The following is a 17079-nucleotide window of genomic DNA, read 5'->3' on the forward strand; positions in this document are numbered from 1 at the left end:
ACCCGAACAATTGGAGATAAAATCCCTGTACAATTAGCGTTTAAACGCCTAGAATGTAAACGCAATCAAATTTTCTGTTCTGGTGACAGGGGGCTTGCAAGATGTTTCATATGTTCTCACACCTGCTTAATAATGTGAAACTGAGAACAAAGCTCATCCTATCCTGTATCGTAGTCCTCTTCATTCCAATTCTGATTGTTGGCGTGTTCCTGACTAACGAGCTGCGCAATATGGCGCTGGATAACGCGATGGAGCAGACACATACAAACGTACAACGTGTGAAAGCAAGAACAACCGAGCTAATGAATGTCGCGTACGACAGTGCCTATCGATTGGAAAATAACGGACGACTGGAGACCGTTACGAACCGTCGTTATGAATCGACATACGAAGTAGTAGCTGCTTATCGGGAGTACACTGACTTCAATGAAATTCGTCAGCAGCATGATGAAGTAGCGAATATCCGGTTCTATATGGAGAATCCAACGATGCTCAATAACTGGGACTTCATTCAGCCGGACAAGTCCATTAAGGAAACGGCTTGGTATAAGAAAGCATTGACACCGGGAAGCGGAGTCAACTGGTATTACCTTGAGGACGAGCGGGATAAACGAAATTACTTAAGCCTGGTGCGCGAGATTAATTTTGCAGACAATAATACAAGTGGTGTCCTCGTCATTACGTTAAATATGTCTATGATGAACAGTATTTTGAATCAGGAATCTTTTGAGACCATGATTGTTGATGATAATAACCAGATTGTTGCGGCTAACAGGATGGGGAGAACCGGTAAAACGCTGCAAGAAATTGATTTCGAGCAAAGTATTGTACAGGAGAAGAGCGGCATGTATTCGGCGGATATCGACGGCCAAGCTTCTCGCGTGCTGATTGAGCCGCTTGTACCGGAATCAAGCGGAAACACGCTTCGGATCATCTCGGTCTTCTCCGTAGATACCATCGTGAAGGATGCCAATCACATTAAATCATTGGCGCTTACGGTTATTGCAATCAGTTTGATTATCGCTATTTTCCTCATTATCGGGGTATCCACCATTATTACGAAGAGGATGCTTCGGTTAAGTAAGCATATTACGAAGGTTGCGACAGGCAAGCTGGATATCGTGATGGAAATTGACGGCAAGGATGAGATTGGCCAGTTATCCCGGCAATTTAACTCCATGGTATCGAGCATTAACGGTCTGGTCGAAGAAGTGCAGGAAACGAACAAGATGAAGAACCTGCTTGAATCCAAGCAAAATGAAATCAAGCTGAAGATGATGGCGAGCCAGATTAATCCCCATTTCCTGTTTAATGCGCTGGAATCGATCCGGATGAAGGCTCATTTGAAAGGGGAAAAGGAGATTTCCCAAGTTGTCCGTCTGCTCGGCAAGCTGATGCGGCGTAGTATTGAGGTGACGCAGCGCATGACCTATCTTGCTGACGAGATGGATATTGTCCGTTGTTATTTGGATATTCAGAAATTCAGATATGAGGATCGTTTATCCTACGAGCTTCATATCGATCCGATTGTGGAGAAAGTATCGATTCCACCTCTGATCATTCAACCGCTGGTTGAGAATGCCGTTATTCATGGCTTTGAGAATAAGGTGGAGGGCGGCGTTGTGATCGTTCGTGCAACTAGTGAAGGTGGTCTTGTTCGGATCGAAGTAATTGATAATGGGGCGGGAATGACTCAGGAGAAGATCGATAGTGTGGCTGATCAATTAAGCGAAACGGAAGACGCGGAGAACAATAGAATTGGACTACGCAATGTTCATCTTCGGCTGCAGTTGACCTTCGGTCAGGAGCATGGCCTTCAATTCGAGAGCGAACCAGGTATAGGGACAAAGGTTTCTTTTACCTTACCTTTTGGGGAGGATTTATATGTATAAAGTATTGCTTGTAGACGATGAACCGATGATCCGAGAAGGTCTTCGCACCTTACTGGAATGGGAAAGCCTTGGCTACGAGGTTGTAGATACGGCAGCTAACGGAAAAGATGCTCTTCGCAAATGCGAGCAGTATGAGCTGGATCTCCTTATTGCGGATATCCGAATGCCGGAGATGAATGGGCTTGAGCTGATCAGGACCATTCGAGAAAATGGCGGCAATATGCATGTACTGATCTTAAGCGGTTATGCAGATTTCGAATATGCCAAGCAGGCTATTGTCCAGCGCATTGATGGCTATCTACTTAAGCCCGTAGATGAGGATGAGCTGATCGACTATTTGAATTCCTTGAAGAAAGAGCTGGATATCGAGTATGAAGCCCGGCAAAAACAACAGGATGTGCGTCAAGGAAATGTGGAGGAGGATTTGAAGCAGCTGCTTGCCCAAGGCAGTTTAGTCGGCAATATGTCACAGCTGCCAACATCCCTTGATTGGAAGACGTACGAATTGCTCCTGATTAAGACGTATGAACGAAGTGAAGAGGATACGGCAGGACATGCCCAGATCAAGCGCAGACTCTCCGAACGGCTTGAGCAAGCCGGGGCAGGTCTAGCCATTGGGATGGAGCCGTACATGCTAATCTTGTTGAACAAAAGCCTGGACAATGAGGCCTTCTGTCGTGATGTGTATACGATAATTGCCGATGCTTGTGAAGAGCATGCTTCCGACTTTACTGTCGTGTCGGGCGGTAAGGCAGCAGCTGGTATTGCTGATATCCCGGCTGCTTATCAGAAAGCGCTGGAACGGATGAAGTTTAGGTTCTTCCTGGAAGGCGGCAAGATCATGCAGGAGGATATTCTGCAGCCCGCAAGCATCTACGAAACCAAACTTGACTGGACTGGGATTGCAGAGAAGCTATATCTGGCTCTTGAAATTGTGAACAGGGATGCGATCCGGCAGCTCATCGAAGAGTCCGCCGAAGCGATGAAGGCGATGGGATTCGGAGAAGCCGAGATTAAGGCTGCGTTTGTAGAACTGGTATCGGTTGTTCTCGATAAGCTTGCTTCCAAGCGTCCGGAGCTTCCTGTCCGTGAATACCGTCTGCGGATCCCGGAGCTGTACCGGGAATACCGATTCAACTCTCTTACCAGACGGGTCACTGCCATTATCGAAGAGATTGCTGATTCCCTCGACAATACTTCGGCTGACAAGCAAATCAAGCGTATGATCGATCTTATTCACCGGAATTACAAGGAGAACCTCAAAATGGAGACGCTTGCCGAACTATTTAATTACAACAGTGCTTATCTCGGCAAGCTATTTAAACAGGTTACAGGGGAAAACTTCAACACGTATCTGGATAAAGTACGGATGGAACAAGCGAAAATATTACTTGAGCAAGGACTTAAGGTATATCAAGTCGCGGAAATGGTTGGTTATGCAAACGTCGACTATTTCCATAGCAAATTCCGTAAGTATGTAGGTTCTTCACCTTCCGTCTATAAGAAGAAAGAATCGTAAGTAGAACGCATGTTTTTCTCTCCCCTGAGAAAAACATGCGTTTTTTAGTCATTGAATCCGCTTACACTAATTTTTATATGATTTTATGCCAAATCCTTTGGGTACCGGGATCCCCCATGAATCCGTTATCATAAATGCATAAGGCAGGAGGGATACCGATGAAAGCGGTCACAACTAGCGTTCAGCAGCAGACGCGCAAGTTAAAGAGAGAGAGAAATTTTTGGAGAACAGCTATCCGTAACAAATACTTATATATGATGTCGCTGCCTTTCGTAATCTGGGTATTTGTATTTAGTTATTACCCATTATGGGGCTGGACGATGGCCTTCCAGAAGTACAAGCCAGCCAGATCATTTGGCGAGCAGGATTGGGTAGGCTTCGATCAATTTAAAACGCTCTTCCAGGACGATACATTCTACCTGGTCATGCGAAATACGCTCGCGATGAGTTTTATGGGAATTATCGCAGGCTTCGCAGTACCAATTATATTCGCAGTCTTACTTAATGAAGTTCGGAGTATGGCATTCAAACGGTTCGCCCAAACGATTTCGTATTTGCCTCACTTTGTATCCTGGGTCGTAGTTGCGGGCATCGTGACTAAGATGCTGTCCGCTGATCATGGCACAGTCAATGAAATTCTCATGTGGCTAGGGCTCATCGATCAACCGATTCAGTTCTTATCCAAGGGACATTACTTCTGGGGAATTATAACGATCTCAGATGTGTGGAAAGAGATGGGCTGGAATACGATCATCTATCTCGCAGCCATTGCAGGCATCAGCCAAGAAATGTACGAAGCAGCAAGAGTAGATGGAGCAAATCGAATTAAACAAATCTGGCATATTACTTTGCCAGGTATTCGTTCAACGATTGTCATCCTGCTTATTATGTCGATTGGTCACTTGATTCAAATCGGCTTCGAGAAGCAGTTCCTGCTTGGCAACAATCTCGTTCGAGATTACTCGCAAGTCCTTGACTTGTATGCATTAGAATATGGTTTGCAATTAAGCCGTTATTCGTTTGGTACAGCGATTAATATTTTCAACTCGGTTGTGAGTATCTTCCTGCTGTTTACCGCTAATGGATTGTTCAAAAAAATCACTAAAGAAAGCATCATGTAAAGGGGAGTGCAACCATGAAATCAAAAGGACTATTGGGCGGCGCGCCTCTGTCAGACCGGCTACTAAGTGTGTTCGTATACGTTTTCGTCTTATTCGTAATGATCATCACTTTGTACCCGTTTCTGAACGTGCTTGCTCTTTCATTCAATGATTCTGTAGATAGTGTAAGAGGCGGTATTACGATCTTCCCGCGTGATTGGACTTGGGAAAACTACAAAGTTATCTTCTCCTTCAGCGGTTTGATTACAGGTTTCAAAATTTCCGTATTCCGGACAGTAGCTGGTACGGTGGTTGGTCTGATCAGTGCCTCGATGCTCGCGTTTACGCTGAGCCGGCCGGATTTCCAAGGACGTAAATTCGTCTCGGTCTTCCTGGCGCTGACTATGTATGTATCAGGCGGTTTGATTCCAGTCTACTTCCTGATCCGTGACCTACACATGATGAATACATTCTGGGTTTACATCCTTCCAGGTCTCGTAAGTGCCTTTAACGTATTCGTTATCCGTTCCTTTATGGATAGTATTCCGTTTGCCCTGCAAGAGTCCGCTAAGCTTGATGGTGCGAATGATTTCACAATCTATTGGCGCATTATTCTTCCAATGTCGAAGCCAGCGCTTGCAACAATCGCACTATTCCTGGCCGTTGGACAATGGAATTCCTGGTTTGATACTTATCTGTACAACGGTTCGAGCGAAGCTTTAACAACCTTGCAGTTCGAATTGATGAAAGTACTGCAAAGTACGACATCAGGCAATAACGTGGACATCCACAATTCGAACATGACCCAAATGATGTCGACCGTCTCGCCTGAATCCGTAAAAATGGCGATTACCATCGTTGTTACCGTTCCAATCCTGCTGGTCTATCCTTTCTTGCAAAGGTATTTCGTCAAAGGGATGACATTAGGCGCTGTAAAAGGCTGATCTAATGATTAGAAGTGGTATTCCTGGGGAAACCCGTTAATACAATATGGATTTCATAAATAAATAGGAGGGTTATTTCATGAATCAAATCAGCAAGTGGTCAAGCCTCGCACTGTCAACTACATTGGTTGCAGGTTTGCTGGCTGGATGCGGCAGCAATAACAATAATGAAGAGAACACAGCTAGCCCAGACGCAAGCAGCAATACAAATACAGAGTCGGCTGCTCCAGAAGATACTTCACCGCTCAAATTGACGTATTACAGCGAAGATCCATCACCAAACTGGGCGAACATGCAGGATGAAATTGGTAAAACTCTTACAGAGAAAACAGGTATTACTCTTGATGCAGAATTTGCAGTAGGCGACGCGGTTCAAAAATCATCCCTGATCGCGGCAAGCGGCGAATATCCGGATCTGATCAGTGCCAAACAAAGCATCGCCAAATTTGTTGACGCTGGCGCTGTACTCGATTTGACTGATCTGATTGATAAATACGCTCCTCACTTGAAAAAACTGTTTGAAGGTAATATGAACCGTCTTCGTTACAGCGATGATGACCATGCGATTTATGTTATTCCATCGTATAACGGTATTGGGCAGCAATACTTCAACGCAGGCGGCGGCTTCGAGCTGCAGCACCGTGTTGTAAAAGAGCTGGGCTACCCGCAAATCCGTACAGTAGCGGATTACGAGAAAGCGATTAAAGATTATCTTGCTCTTCATCCAAAAGACGAGAACGGCAACCCGAACGTTGGTCTGACGCTGAACGCCGACGATTGGCATATGTACATCTCGGTAACGAACCCTGCGTTCCTCGCGACTGGCGGTTCCGATGACGGCGAGTTCAACATCGATGTGGATACACAAAAAGTAACGTACCACTTCCGTCGTCCAGAAGAGAAGGAATACTTCAAATGGCTGAACCATATGAACGCTGAAGGCTTGCTTGATCCAGAAAGCTTCGTTCAAAAATATGACCAATACAAAGCGAAAATCGCTTCCGGCCGCGTGCTTGGCTTGATTGACCAAGACTGGGATTACGGCGATGGCGAGAAAGCTCTGAAAGCAGAAGGTAAATTCGATCAAGGCTACGGCCACTACCCAGTTACGATGTCTGCAGATGTGAAAGAAGCATCGTTCTGGCCAACAGGCTTCATGGGAGGCAGCGGTGTAGCAATCTCCGTAGACAATCCAGATCCTGTTCGTACAATTAAGTTCCTAGACTACCTTGCTTCCGATGAAGGCCAAGTGCTGATGAACTGGGGTATTGAAGGCAAGCATTACAATGTCGTTGATGGCAAACGCGTTATTCCACAAGAAGTTAACGATCGTAAAATCAATGACGCTACAAACTTCACTAAAGAAACAGGTATTGGTCTCTACAACCTGCTGAGCGGCCACTACGGCGACGGCGTGAAAGATCCAAGCGGCAACTATTACACAACAAACTTCCCAGAGCAAATCGTAGCTGGCTTTAACGATGTAGAGAAAGAAGTTCTTAAAGCATACAATGCGACAACTTGGAAAGATCTGTTCCCTAAAGAAGAAGAGTTCAAAGTTAAGCCTTGGGGCGCAGCTTGGAACATTCCAGTTCCTGGCGACAGTGAAGCAGTAGTTATCGAGAAGAAACTGACTGATATTACTTGGAAACGTATTCCTGAAGCAATCTTGGCTAAACCAGCAGACTTTGATAAAATTTGGGATGCATACCAACAAGAGTTGGTTAAGGCAGATGTAGAAAAAGCAGAAAGCATCCGTGAAGACCTGGTTAAAGCACGCGTGAAATTGTGGAACGAATAATACGCTTGTAACGATGAGAGAGCCCGATTAATGCGGGCTCTCTTTGGCATCGTAATGGATGGAGGATGAATGATGGGCGGAGCAGCAAAGAAGGATTGGAAGCTTTGGTATGAGCAGCCTGCGGCAGTATGGGAAGAAGCGCTGCCGATTGGGAATGGACGTATCGGCGGGATGGTATTTGGCGGTACAGATACGGAACAAGTTTTGTTGAATGAAGACACGTTATGGGCTGGTTTTCCACGGGATCAGATTAATTATGAAGCTCAACGGTATTTGGCTAAAGCACGGCAGCTCATATTTTCCGGGAAATATGAAGAAGCTGAAGCGTTAATCGAATCGACCATGCAAGGGCGGGATGTGGAGCCATATTTGCCGCTTGGAGGTCTGTCGATTATTCGGCGTGAGGATTCGGAGATCGCATTATCAGAATATCGGCGTGAGCTTCAATTAAATGATGGGATTGCATCGATTCACTATCGTGATGGTGAGGTGAAGATTCATGGTGAATATTTCGTAAGCACGCCAGATCAAGTATTAGTTGTACGATATGAGGCTTTTGAAGGTACGATGAACCGTGATCTTACTTTGGATTCGCTGCTTCACTATCGGATTGAGCAGGCAGAAGACGGCGTTTTGTGGCTCATTGGACAAGCACCAAGTCATGTGGCTGGTAATTATCATAAAGATCATCCGCTGGATGTTCTCTATGAGGACGAACTTGGACTCCCGTTTGAAATTCGCCTACAGGTAGAGACAGATGGATCGTTAAGTAACAGTGATAACGTCCTGCAAGTTCGTAATGCCACATACTTTAATGTGTTTTTGGCAGGAGAAACAGGTTTCGCAGGCTATAATATGTCTCCAGATCATAAGGCATGCTCAGCACGTTGTGTTGATCGGCTTCAAGCTGCTGCTGCACTTGGATTTGAAGCCCTTCGCGAACGTCATGCAGAGGATCATCGCGCATTGTTTGACCGTGTATCCTTTTCTTTAGCTGAAGTGGAGTCAGAGGAAGATAAGCCAACCGACCAGAGGCTGACGGATTATCAGGCAACTAAAAATGACCCGCATTTGGAAGCGCTGTATTTCCATTACGGCCGATATTTACTGATGGGAAGCTCGAGGCCGGGTACACAGCCAGCCAATCTTCAAGGCATATGGAATTCACATGTTTCGCCGCCGTGGCATAGTGATTACACGATAAACATCAATACACAGATGAACTACTGGCCAGCGGAGGTATGTAATTTGAGCGAATGTCATGAGCCGCTCTTTACAATGCTGGAAGAGATGAGCGTGGTTGGTTCCCGTACGGCGAGAATCCATTATGGTAGCCGGGGCTGGACAGCGCATCATAATGTGGACTTGTGGCGGATGACGACACCAACTGGAGGAAGTGCAAGCTGGGCATTCTGGCCTCTAGGTGGAGCATGGCTTGTTCGTCAGGTATGGGAAAGCTATTTGTATAACCTGGACAAGGTATTCCTAGGTGAAAAAGCATATCCGCTTCTGAAAGGTGCGGCATTGTTCTGTCTGGATTGGTTGGTTGATGGTCCGAATGGCGATTTGGTTACGAATCCTTCGACTTCACCGGAGAATAAGTTCCTGACCGCCAATGGTGAGGCATGTAGTGTATCGTTTGGGTCTACGATGGATATTGCCATTATCCGCGACTTGTTCCAGAACTGTTTGGAAGCAATTAATGTGCTTGAGATCGAAGAGTCAACGTTCCGTGATGAGCTTCTTGCGGCGCTTGATCGCCTGCCTGCCTATAAAATTGGCCGTCACGGCCAGCTGCAAGAATGGTACGAGGATTTCGAAGAGAGTGAACCGGGTCACCGGCATGTCTCTCATCTGTACGGGGTATACCCTGGCAACGAAATTAATGAAAGCACGCCAGAGCTGCTCGCAGCAGTTATTGCTTCCTTGGACCGCAGGCTTGCTAATGGCGGTGGGCATACCGGCTGGAGCTGTGCATGGCTGCTTAATTTGTTCGCCCGATTGAAAGATGAGAAACAAGCATATGGTGCTGTTCAGACCCTGCTTGCAAGATCAACGTATCCGAATTTGCTAGACGCCCATCCACCGTTCCAGATCGATGGCAACTTCGGTGGAAGTGCCGGTATGGCTGAGCTGCTGCTCCAAAGCCATTTGGGCGAAATTGAGTTGCTGCCTTCTTTGCCGACTGCATGGGCAGATGGTCAAATTAATGGCCTGAAGGCAAGAGGTGGATATATCGTTGGAATTCAGTGGGCAGACGGCAAGCTGAAGCAGGCTGTTATTGAGGCTAAGAAAAGCGGCTCATGCAAGATCCGATATGCCGAATCCGTGCAGGTTGAGGATGAGCAAGGTACTGCGATTGCCCTGATGGATGGAAGGTTTGAAGCGGAAGAAGGGCGCACCTACTTCGTAACTTTAACTTCTGCTGCTATCTAGATATCTCCTCAAGAAATTGCAACTCTGTACAGGATTGCATTCCGTACGAACCGTTTCTTTCATTTTGTTGCCTTAAGAAGCATTTTTGGAAATACATTCGTGTATCCAGTGTTCCGAATCAGAGTCATTCAGTTCTTTGATGATGATCTGTCTGATTTCTATGGCAATTATAATAACGTAGCGGCATTTGTATTCCGTAACGTACTTCGTAATGTGATTGACGAGATTCCGATCCAATTCTCGACGGATAAGAAGAAGTCTTGCAAAAAGAAGAAATAAATAGAGAAGGTGCTTTCCCAAAATGACAATGGAATACACCTTTATTTAGGTTGGACGCTTTCATGGTGGAAGAGGTTCTGCTCTTATCGGCGGCAGCACATAAAAAGACAAAGTTAAAGCCCGTTTTTCTGCGAAAAGCAGAAAGGCGGGCTTTAGTTTTGTACTAAAGTTTAATATGTGCTAAAATTAGCACATATTAAACGATTGAAGGAGGAAGCAGTCAAGCAGCTATGGCTACACTGAAACGGTTTGGATTTGGCGTTCAAGCTTTAATTGTATTGGCTTCTCAGTCGGAGCTGCTGACCAGCAGCGAAATTGCAGAGCAAATTCATTGTGAACCAACTGCCTTACGCAAAATTTTATCGCAGCTTGTCGAAGGCGGCATTATTGAAGTGAAGCAAGGACGTTCAGGTGGTTATCAATTGGCCAAACAGCCGGAGCAGGTTACGCTTCGTGAGGTATATCAGACAGTTCATGAAGAAGAGCCGCCGTGGGATCGTATGCTGGATACGACTGGCAAACATCATTTCGGCAAGAAAGTGAACGAGTCTTTCCAGAAGATTATGGGGGATATATCCGAACAGGTTTATTTTGTGCTCGGCAATTATACGATTGCGGATTTATTGGACTAAGTTTTTTTATTCTAAATTGTGCAAAAAATAGCACATATAAAGGTGAGAGAAATGAAAATTAAATGGTATGGGCAATCTTCTTTCTTACTGACAACAGACGAAGGAACACATGTATTAATCGATCCTTACGGGCGGCTTCTTGGCTATCGCATGCCTAAAGGTATTGAATCGGATATTGTCATTGTGACACATAATCATAAAGACCATAATCAGATTCAGGTAGCGTCCGGTGAATATATGCTGGTTAATCAGCCAAGAGAATATAAGAAAAAAGAGGTATCCATCAAAGGGATTGCAACCTTTCATGATAAAGCAGGCGGCAAGAAGCGTGGACCTAATATCGTCTTTGTTATCAAGGCAGGAGATTTGACCGTATGCCATTGTGGGGATCTGGGACATCTGCTGACGGAGGAACAAGTTCATCAGATAGGTAAGGTAGATATTCTGATGGTTCCGTCAGGAGGTAAAATGGTATTAGGTGGAGTTGAAGCCGCCGAGGTGATGCGTCAGCTTCAGCCGACGATAGCGATTCCCATGCATTACCGGACAAAAGCGCTGGGACTTCCAGGAAAGCTGATGTTCGAAAAGGTCGAGAAATTCACGGCAGCTGCAGGCGTTAAGACGCAGGAAGTTCGTGAGCTTACTATCACGAAGGATACGCTGTCCGATTATGCAGGTGTCCTTACTTTCCTGTATGATTAACAGATAAGGAAATTAATAACGATAGGCAGGCAAATGACAGTGGAATCAAATAGCTTCAAATTTCTAATTACACTTGTGACCGCGGTTGGCGGTGGAATGATCTTTAGTCTTCTAAATACGCCAATTCCGTGGCTGCTTGGACCGATGATTGCGGTATTGATCGGATCAAATGTATGGAAGGGCAAATATAGGTGGCCCGGTCAAATTCGCAATTCCGGCATGATTATAGTTGGTTATACGATTGGTCTTTCGATGACAGGGGCAGCTCTGAAAGAAATGGGACATCAGCTGCCAACCATGTGCCTGATGACGATCATATTGCTGCTATTATGCGGGAGTATCGCTTTCGCAGTGTCCAAGCTGTCGGATACGGATTTCAAAACCGCATTACTCGGAGCCATACCCGGGGGATTATCGCAGGTGCTGGCTTTAGCGGAGGAGACGGAAGGCGTTAACCTGACGGTGGTCACCGTTACGCAGGTGGTCAGGCTGATGATTATTGTCATTGGTATTCCGCTGCTTGTGTTCAGCCCGATCTTTGGTCAGGTGCATGATGCTGCAGCAGCAGCGGTGTCACTAACGACAACGCAAGCGACTTGGGCGGACTTGTTCCCAAATATTCTTATCTTTGCTCCAATTTGCACGATATGTGCGGTAGCTGGTAACCGGATCAACTTCCCAACTGCGTTCCTGCTTGGACCAGCCATTGCTACAGCTGCTCTGCAAGGCGCTGGCCTGCATGGTCCTGCACTTCCTTCGGGCTTAATCAGCGCGGCTCAGCTGATGATTGGCACGTATGTTGGTTTATTGCTTAAGCCAGGCAAGCTTCAGCGGAAGGTAAGGACGTTTTCTTTTGCCATTGGAAGCGGATTAGTCCTCATGCTCTTTGCCTGGGGAGTTAGTGAGCTGCTCACTGTACTGCATCCAGTCTCTAGATCTACCGCTTTGCTTAGCCTCGCACCTGGAGGAATGGACCAGATGGGGATACTGGCACATGAGATTGATGCCGATCTGTCGATGGTATCGGGGTATCAATTGTTCCGGACCTTTTTTATCTTTTTCGCGGTACCGCCTATTCTGCGACTGTTATTCAAGATCAAGTTAAAAGGCTCAGGTACGGAGCAGCCGCAGTAATTTATTAAGGACTTGAGACATTTTGTTTCAAGTCCTTAATTTTACAACACCAATGTTCTATAGTTCGCCTATACTCCATTTGGAAATGAAAGCGTTATTATTTAACTAGACCTGCCACCTAGACTTCCATCCAATATGATTTGGGAGGTAAATAGGCAATAATGAAAAAGATGAAGAAGGTGACGGCGGCCATATCCACATTGGCGCTAGCCATCAGTCTTAACACCGTTTATCCCACAGTCACTCATGCTGCTATTCCAAGCTCCTCAGCTAATTCCACGATTTTTGGTCCTCATGTTTATGTCTTTGATGATGCCATGTCTAAAGCTGATATTGAAAGCGTTACCAGTGCCGTGTATGGCGAGCAGGAACAAAATGAATTTGGGGATCAAAGATACGCGCTTCTCTTCAAGCCAGGTACCTATAATGTCAATATGAATGTTGGATTCAACACATCCGTTGCGGGGCTTGGTCAGAATCCGGATGATGTAACCATAACAGGCGCCTTAAATGTGGATGCCAAATGGGATAACGGCAATGCGACCCGTAACTTCTGGCGTTCGATTGAGAATTTGAAAATTGCTCCAACCGATCCTAATGCGACTGTCAGATTCGCTGTCTCTCAGGCTGCGCCGATGCGCCGAGTACATGTAGTCAGCAAAGATATGCATTTATTTGATTTTACAGCATCATGGGATGCGGGATGGGCAAGTGGTGGTTATCTTGCTGATTCCAAGATTGATGGGAACGTTATTCCAGCCTCTCAACAGCAATGGTTCTCTCGTAACAGCGAGTGGAACAGCTGGTCAAACGGCGTATGGAATATGGTGTTTGTTGGGGATAAGAATGAACCGTCAGGTGTGTTTCCTACGCAACCTTATACGGTTGTAGATAAAACGCCAGTCGTGCGTGAAAAGCCTTATCTTTACATCGATAATGATGGTGAATACCAAGTGTTTGTACCTTCATTGGCGGGCAACACGAAAGGTGTCAGCTGGGCGAATGGCAATACGCCAGGTGATTCCATTTCGATTGATGACTTTTATATCGCGAAGCCGGGTACTGCTACATCGGCCGCAATCAATGAGGCCTTGGAAGATGGAAAAAACCTGTTGTTCACACCGGGTATCTATCATCTGAACGAGTCAATCCATATCACCAATCCGAATACCGTTGTATATGGCATCGGGCTGCCGACCATTATCCCTGATCATGGACAGGATGTCATTGTGGCAGATGATGTAGATGGCGTTAACATCTCCGGGCTTGTCATTGAGGCGGGCGTACAGAAATCCTCTGTACTGTTGAAAGTAGGGGAGTCAGGCAGTACAGCAGATCATTCGGCGAATCCGATCTCATTATCCGACTTGTACTTCCGGACAGGCGGCCATGTGAACGGAAGTAATGATACTGCTCTTGAAATCAACAGCAATAATGTGATCGGTGATCACTTCTGGATTTGGCGTGCCGATCATGGAGCCGGGGCTGCTTGGGACTCTAACGTATCGAAGAATGGTCTTATTGTGAACGGCGATGATGTCACTATTTACGGCCTATTTAACGAGCATCATAATGAATACCAAACAATATGGAATGGTAATGGCGGACGGCTGTATTTCTATCAATCCGAAATTCCTTATGACGTGCCAGATCAAGAATCGTGGATGAGCAATAACGGTACGGTGAACGGTTATGCTTCTTACAAAATTGGAGACGGGGTAACCAGCCATGAGGCATGGGGGCTTGGCATCTATTCTTACTTCCGGGATGCAGCGATTAAGCTGGAGAATGCGATTGAAGCGCCTTCTAATCCTGGAATTAAGCTGCATCATTTGACAACGATCTGGCTTAATGGTACCGCAGGAAGTGAAATTACACATATCGTGAATGGAAAAGGTGGAAGTGTGACCTCCAGCAGCAATATGAGGCAGACGTTGAACGAGTTTGTAGGAGGAGATGCTGAAGCGCCAACCGTTCCTGCAGAACTGACAGCTACAGCTGTCTCCAGCAGCCAGATTAACCTCAGCTGGACGGCTTCGACAGATAATGTCGGGGTTGAAGGCTATGATGTGTACCGGAACAATACGTTTATTGGATCAACTAATGCTACAACGTATAGCAGCACGGGATTAAAGGCTTCTACCAGCTACACGTACAAAATCGTTGCGAAGGATGGAAGCGGCAATCGCTCAGTAGCAAGTCATACAGCAATTGCGGTGACACTTGAAGTCACAGGCGGTGCACTTGATCGTACAGGCTGGACAGCGGAATCATCACCAACGAGTGGGGATGACCCATCTAATCTGTTTGATGGATCGAATTCGCGCTGGAGTGCTGGTGTAGCAATGGCTAACGGCCAATATATCATCGTGGACATGAAAACTCCTGCTGATATTACAAAGGTTGTAACGGAATCCAGTGGTACGGATTATGCCAAAAGCTACGAGCTGTATGTATCAGCCGACGGCGTGGAATGGGGCAGTGCAGTTGCAGCCGGTGATGGCAGCAGCGGTGCTATGAATATTGATGTAACCGCATCAGGGGTACGTTACATCAAGCTTGTTCAGACAGGTACCTCCAGCAGCTGGTGGTCTATTAACGAATTAAATGTATATGGAACATACTTAAATTCACAGGTAGACACAACAGCACCGGAGACTTCTATTTCGGAGAACCCGGCTGTGCTGTCTAACGACAGTACACCAGCTTTTCGTTTTGACAGCACGGAGGAAGGCTCTAGCTTTGAATGCAGCTTGGACAATAACGGAGAGTATTATACGGCTTGTACCTCCCCGGTGACCTTCTCGAAATTGGTGGACGGAACACATACCCTTTATGTCCGGGCAGTGGATTTTTTTGGGAATACAGATGACACGCCTGCTGATTTTACATGGGTTATTGATACCGTAAAACCGGTCATTACGCTTAACGGGGATGCAGAAATTCAAATGAATAAGGGATCCGCCTATACGGATAAAGGGGCAACTGCGACAGATAGCAGACAGGGCAGCTTGGAGGTTATCGTATCGGGAGACTCCGTGAATGTAAACGCCGTTGGTGTCTACACGATTCGCTACAACGCTGCAGATAACGCAGGAAATGCAGCTGTTGAGGTGAGTAGAACCGTCCGAGTAGTTGCACCGTCGCCAGCATCCAGTGGTTCTACCTTGTCCAGTGATGCGAACTTGAAATCGCTTGCTCTATCCGCGAATAACCAAGCTATCCGTTTATCACCAGATTTCACAGCTTCCGTTACATCCTATACGGCGGAGACGGAAGCTGTAGAGGTAGATGCAATTGCTGCTGTCTCTGATTCTAAAGCCAGAATAGGCTTGAAGCTGAATGGTCAGGTGCCGTCTTCGCAATCCAAAGTAAATCTGGCGCTTGGCGTAAACGTGCTGGAATGGACAGTAGCAGCGGAGAACGGAACTATTAAAACGTACAAAGTAACGGTTACACGCATAGCTTCTTCTGCGTCAGTATTTACAGATTTGAGCGGACATTGGGCAGAACAGCTGATCAAGCAAGCTGCAGAGAAACAAATTGTGACGGGTTATACGGACGGCACATTCCGTCCTGACAATACGGTTACCCGTGCGGAGTTTATCGTTATGCTCGTGAATGCTTTGAAGCTGCAAGGTGCAAGCCAAGCGGTTACATTCACAGATGGATCCGCCATACAGGATTGGGCAGATGACGCCATTGCGATCGCTGTAAATGCTGGCATTATTAATGGCTATGCAGATGGAAGCTTCCGTCCGAACGCGACCATTACCCGTGCAGAGATGGCGGTGATGATTGCCCGTGCGCTTGAGCTGCCAGCAGGTACGGTTGCTGCAGGTTTTAATGATGAAGCGGATATTCCAAAATGGTCAAAAGAAGCGGTAGACGCACTGAAGAATGAAGGGCTGATAAAAGGCCGTAATGGCAATCTATTTGTTCCAAACGGGACAGCTACACGTGCCGAAGCAGCAGTGCTGTTGCTACGTCTGCTAGAGCAATAAGAAATTTGTATAAATTACCATATTCCTCGTGTTATGCTAGGCTAGAGTGTATTCCAATGTTGGGATGTGATAGAATGCAAGACGTTCAATTAGGTCGTAATCAGCTTACATTTGAAAGTCTCATACAGGCTCCAAAAGATCGTGTATGGGCAGCCATTACGACATCAGAAGGAACAAGAGAAACCTTGTTTGGCTGTTCAATCGACTCCACGTTTGAACCAGGAGCACGTATTGAGTTCCGAGGTCAAGGTGCAGATGGGGATAATACTCTTCATGTGTATGGTTTTGTCCGCCTCTATGAGCCTAATGTGGAATTCGCCTATGAGCAGCATGCTGCACCAGCTTATGATCCCAATCATGAGACGACCTATTGCGATATGACTTTTAAGCTCATTCCTGAAGGGGAGGCAACACGTTTGGTGTTTACCTGTAATTGGACAGCAGGAAATCGGGGATATGAGCATGCGAAAGCAAGCTATCCGGAGTCCGATTATATGGATGCAATCAAAAGATTCGCTGAAGCTCGTTAATTGGATAAAGCCGTGTAAATGGATCTTCCATTTACACGGCTTTTTTGTGAGAATAGCCTTTTTTAAGCCAAGCATGACAAGTGCATATACCATGGGGCTCTTGTCC

Annotated in this window: 12 protein-coding genes; all 12 read left to right on the forward strand. The window is 46.2% G+C overall.

Annotated features, from left to right (window positions below):
* The first annotated feature begins 101 nt into the window (after positions 1-101).
* The 12 genes from AB4Y93_RS05080 to AB4Y93_RS05135 all read left to right on the forward strand — a co-directional run bounded on the left by AB4Y93_RS05080 (position 102) and on the right by AB4Y93_RS05135 (position 16973).
* Positions 102-1892: a sensor histidine kinase gene (locus AB4Y93_RS05080; protein ID WP_441889629.1), complete on the forward strand. Its 1791-nt coding sequence runs from the start codon at positions 102-104 to the stop codon at positions 1890-1892.
* On the forward strand, positions 1885-3411 hold the full coding sequence (locus AB4Y93_RS05085; RefSeq protein WP_441889631.1) for a response regulator transcription factor: 1527 nt from the start codon (positions 1885-1887) through the stop codon (positions 3409-3411). The genes AB4Y93_RS05080 and AB4Y93_RS05085 overlap by 8 nt, the downstream gene beginning before the upstream one ends.
* Positions 3412-3569: 158 nt before the next feature.
* On the forward strand, positions 3570-4532 hold the full coding sequence (locus AB4Y93_RS05090; protein ID WP_441889633.1) for an ABC transporter permease: 963 nt from the start codon (positions 3570-3572) through the stop codon (positions 4530-4532).
* Between the two features lie 14 nt (positions 4533-4546).
* Positions 4547-5455, forward strand: coding sequence for a carbohydrate ABC transporter permease (locus tag AB4Y93_RS05095; protein WP_441889635.1), 909 nt, complete (start codon positions 4547-4549; stop codon positions 5453-5455).
* Positions 5456-5534: 79 nt separating this feature from the next.
* Complete coding sequence (locus AB4Y93_RS05100; protein ID WP_441889637.1) at positions 5535-7256, forward strand: extracellular solute-binding protein; 1722 nt, start codon at positions 5535-5537, stop codon at positions 7254-7256.
* Between the two features lie 69 nt (positions 7257-7325).
* Positions 7326-9692 (forward strand): glycoside hydrolase family 95 protein, encoded by a 2367-nt coding sequence (locus AB4Y93_RS05105; protein WP_441889639.1) that lies wholly within the window; start codon positions 7326-7328, stop codon positions 9690-9692.
* Positions 9693-9791: 99 nt separating this feature from the next.
* Positions 9792-9971, forward strand: a complete 180-nt coding sequence (locus AB4Y93_RS05110) for a hypothetical protein (RefSeq protein WP_441889641.1) — start codon at positions 9792-9794, stop codon at positions 9969-9971.
* Between the two features lie 230 nt (positions 9972-10201).
* The gene (locus tag AB4Y93_RS05115; RefSeq protein WP_441889643.1) at positions 10202-10603 is read left to right on the forward strand and encodes an RrF2 family transcriptional regulator; all 402 of its coding nucleotides are present in this window, start codon (positions 10202-10204) and stop codon (positions 10601-10603) included.
* A 51-nt stretch (positions 10604-10654) separates the two neighbouring features.
* Entirely contained in the window at positions 10655-11305 is a 651-nt protein-coding gene (locus AB4Y93_RS05120) for an MBL fold metallo-hydrolase (protein WP_441889645.1), read from the forward strand.
* A 33-nt stretch (positions 11306-11338) separates the two neighbouring features.
* On the forward strand, positions 11339-12439 hold the full coding sequence (locus tag AB4Y93_RS05125; protein ID WP_441889647.1) for an AbrB family transcriptional regulator: 1101 nt from the start codon (positions 11339-11341) through the stop codon (positions 12437-12439).
* A 161-nt stretch (positions 12440-12600) separates the two neighbouring features.
* Positions 12601-16443, forward strand: coding sequence for an S-layer homology domain-containing protein (locus AB4Y93_RS05130; protein ID WP_441889649.1), 3843 nt, complete (start codon positions 12601-12603; stop codon positions 16441-16443).
* A 74-nt stretch (positions 16444-16517) separates the two neighbouring features.
* Positions 16518-16973 carry an SRPBCC domain-containing protein gene (locus AB4Y93_RS05135; protein ID WP_441889651.1) on the forward strand — a complete coding sequence of 152 codons (456 nt, stop codon included), beginning with the start codon at positions 16518-16520 and terminating at the stop codon, positions 16971-16973.
* Positions 16974-17079 lie beyond the last annotated feature (106 nt).

Source organism: Paenibacillus sp. YAF4_2 (assembly GCF_052113225.1).
Classification (GTDB): domain Bacteria; phylum Bacillota; class Bacilli; order Paenibacillales; family Paenibacillaceae; genus Pristimantibacillus.